3 protein-coding genes and 1 pseudogene are annotated in these 3,183 nt (G+C 38.6%); all 4 read right to left on the bottom strand.

Features of this window, described 5'->3' with window-relative positions; genetic code table 11:
• Positions 1–396 (bottom strand): alcohol dehydrogenase catalytic domain-containing protein (locus tag ACRCJ0_RS11150; RefSeq protein ID WP_431390473.1); only part of this gene is annotated, 396 nt, incomplete at its 3' end.
• A 67-nt stretch (positions 397–463) separates the two neighbouring features.
• Positions 464–1,230 (bottom strand): annotated as a pseudogene (locus ACRCJ0_RS11145) (SDR family oxidoreductase).
• Positions 1,231–1,634: 404 nt separating this feature from the next.
• On the bottom strand, positions 1,635–1,859 hold the full coding sequence (locus ACRCJ0_RS11140) for a hypothetical protein (RefSeq protein WP_431390472.1): 225 nt from the start codon (positions 1,857–1,859) through the stop codon (positions 1,635–1,637).
• A gap of 51 nt (positions 1,860–1,910) precedes the next feature.
• The gene (locus tag ACRCJ0_RS11135; RefSeq protein ID WP_419971128.1) at positions 1,911–2,912 is read right to left on the bottom strand and encodes an IS30 family transposase; all 1,002 of its coding nucleotides are present in this window, start codon (positions 2,910–2,912) and stop codon (positions 1,911–1,913) included.
• Positions 2,913–3,183 lie beyond the last annotated feature (271 nt).

The raw sequence follows: 3,183 nt of genomic DNA, 5'->3' as shown, positions 1-3,183 counted from the left end.
TCCAGGAATTTTCACAAGCCCCCAGTCTCCTGATACATAACGTAGGTATTCAGCTTGGAAACCTAAGGCGCCACCTGTAAAGGTCGTGCAATCGCCGTCAAATCCTGCCTTACATGCAGCGCAGTGGCCACAACCATTGGTAAATGGTACGATAACAAAGTCACCTACTTGGACATTTTTAACTGCTGCCCCAACTTCTTCGACAATTCCAATCGCTTCGTGGCCTGTTTGCGAGCCTGAAGCCTTATCATTAATACCTCGGTACCACCATAAGTCGGATCCACAAACACATGCACGAACAACGCGGATAATGGCATCGTGTGGTGCTTGAATTTGCGGTCGGTCCATGTTAGTGACGGTCATATTTCCTGGTTCATTAAAAATTGCTGCTTTCATATTATTACGCCCTTTCTGATTTTATAATATTCTTTATCAAAATGATTTCGTTTGATTATTCGCTATATCAACTGCCATAATGAAAAGTTTCTGTTGCCACGCCGTCAATCAAGAAATCTGATCCGGTAATAAAGGCGCCATCACTGCTCATTAAGATTGACGCTAGATTAGCCAATTCATCCGCCGTTCCTGGACGACCCGCTGGATTCTTCGCGAACATATCTTTATAGAAATCGCCGCGTGGGTTGTTAAATTAGTCAAGTGCTAAGGGTGTGAAAATAATACCAGGTGAAATCTCATTAATACGGGTACCCTTTTTGTCCTATATAACGGCTTCAGCTATGACCCGTTTCCTCTTTTAGCCAATTGGTAGGCATGGAAAGAGTCCTTGACATTGCCAGTTTAGAACAAGTCTAAATCTAACAATTGGTCTACTGGTGCTGTCGCCAGTAACCGGTCCTCTTCGGCGGTTAAGGCTGGCATCCGGTAGCTTGACTGACTAGAAATAGTGACACCACCACCAGCAGATTTGATGACTTTGCCCACTTCTTCTAGCAAAACGGCTGTCCCATACAAATCTACCTTAAGGATAGTTTCAATGGATGCTTGACTTGGGGACACCCCTGCAGCATTAATCAACAGGTCAATTTCTCCGTAAGATTGCCCTTTTTCAATAAAAGTGGCGATTGAATCCTTATCAGCAATATCAATTTCGGTGGCTTCAATATCAAATCCAGCCCCCTCCAAAGTATCTGCAATCGCGGTGGCATTGTCAATTTTTTTGTCACCAATTAGAATCTTATGGTTAAAGCCGACACGACGGGCAATGGCCATCCCTAACTGACCAGCACCTACTAACAATAGTACACTTTCATTTAAAACCCCCTAGCAAAACCTTGATCATTGCGTCAAGATATGAGAAACTTTGATGCTTTCCTCATGTCTAGGACAACTATACACCTTAGAGTGCACTCTAAGGCAAGGGCCAATCAAGGGGTTGTCAAAGTGATTTGAAAAATAAAAAAGCATGATGGTTAACCTATAGTGGACCCCAAAAGTTAGACTAAATTTTATGAGAGTTGACCGATTGGTCAGCTCTTTTTTAATACATGCAATTTGGCTTAATTCCTGTTGTCGACAATATTCTCATTAACTATAAAATTAAATCCTAAAGCAAGTAATGTTGTAGTAAAAATTAGTCTAATGATTTTCATTTATTAACCCACCCTTTTCTATTTTTAGTCGTTAACATCTGTAAAAATAAACCCTAATCCATGGTCAACTATAGAAACTGAGTTCAAATCTTTTTTAAAGAATATCTTGTTACTAAGTACAAAGCTTTTCTGCTTATCATTTTTTAAGCTTTGAATAAGACTTTCTAAATCTCCATATTCAATAGTAAAAACCTCAATAAAACAGTCGTTATAACATATATCTATTTCAACTACATCTTGAACAGTCACCAACTCCCCTCCTAACTTGTAAAGCGCTTCCATTTTTTTAGTCTTAAATTGTCAAATTAAGTGCAACACAGTTTTATAAAAGATTTCATAAGGTGTTTTCCAATTCAAACATTTTTTGGGACGTGTATTTAATTTCGTTGCCCAACCTTGTATCTCTTCATCAGTTGCATCTGTCAAATCAACACCTTTCGGTGAGTACTCTCTAAGGAGTCCATTTGTATTCTCATTAGATCCTCTTTGCCAAGGGGCATGAGGATCCGGAAAATAAATTTGCGTATTATTTAATTCCTCAGTCAATCGGGCGTGTTGACTGAATTCTTTACCACGGTCAGGTGTAATGGTTTTACAAAAATTAGAATCAATACCTTGTAGTAATTTAATCATTTGGTCAACTACCGGCTTAGAAGCTTTCTTCTCAGATTTACCGATTAGTAATAACCTAGATTTTCTATCAACTAGCGTTACTAAGCACGCTTTACCAGTTTGACCTGCAACTGTATCTGCTTCCCAATGACCAATCTCAGTTCGTTCATTAGCGCTATCTGGTCGTTCATGAATCGTATTGGAGATAGGGATCTTTCCTCTTCTCTCTACGTGATTTTTAGAATGGCGTGTTTTACCTCTGTGTCTTAATTTACGGATAGCACCTCGATTACCGGTTGATAAACCAGGCTCATCGAAGTCGCCACGATAAATTGCACGATAGATAGTATTATAACTGATTTTATTTGTGGAATTTTCAAGGTTCAAACGACCAGAAATTTGTTCTGGAGACCATTGTTCGTTGAGAAATAGCCGTTTGACCAACTGGAAAATAGAGTCTTTATCTAGCGTACGATGTCTGCCACATAGTTGTTTTCTATGTTTATACTCTCCATGAGCAGTTGACGGTGAATAACTACCATCCTTGTTTGAATTACGATGTAATTCTCTTGAGATAGTCGATTTAGAACGGTCCAGGGTCTCGGACATATGCCCGATAGTTTCGCCTTGTTCATACATTAGGAATATTGTTTCTCGCTCATTCATGGTAAGATGTGTGTATGGATTCATAGCTTTCTCCTTCTAATAGTCGGTTGGTACATCTATTTTATAGGAAAACTATGGATCTTTTTTTATTTTATTATTGTTGTTGCACTTAAATTGTAAATTCGTCGTATAAAAAAATTAATTGCATAAAGATAGCCCTAATTTTTAGTGTCAGTTTTGAATCAACTAATATAGACGTATAACGTACATGCTTAGGTATCCAGCTTTTCAAACCTCTCTATACTATATTTATTCCTGTACTGGCAGCACTTTTGAAGGAAAAGGTACCTAATGG

It is taken from the genome of Aerococcus sp. L_32 (assembly GCF_050689315.1).
This window is presented reverse-complemented; position numbering and strand designations above follow the sequence as displayed.

Coding starts and splice junctions, on each gene's coding strand:
- ACRCJ0_RS11135 (WP_419971128.1), bottom strand. CDS start 2,912: ATGAATCCATACACACATCTTACCATGAATGAGCGAGAAACAATATTC.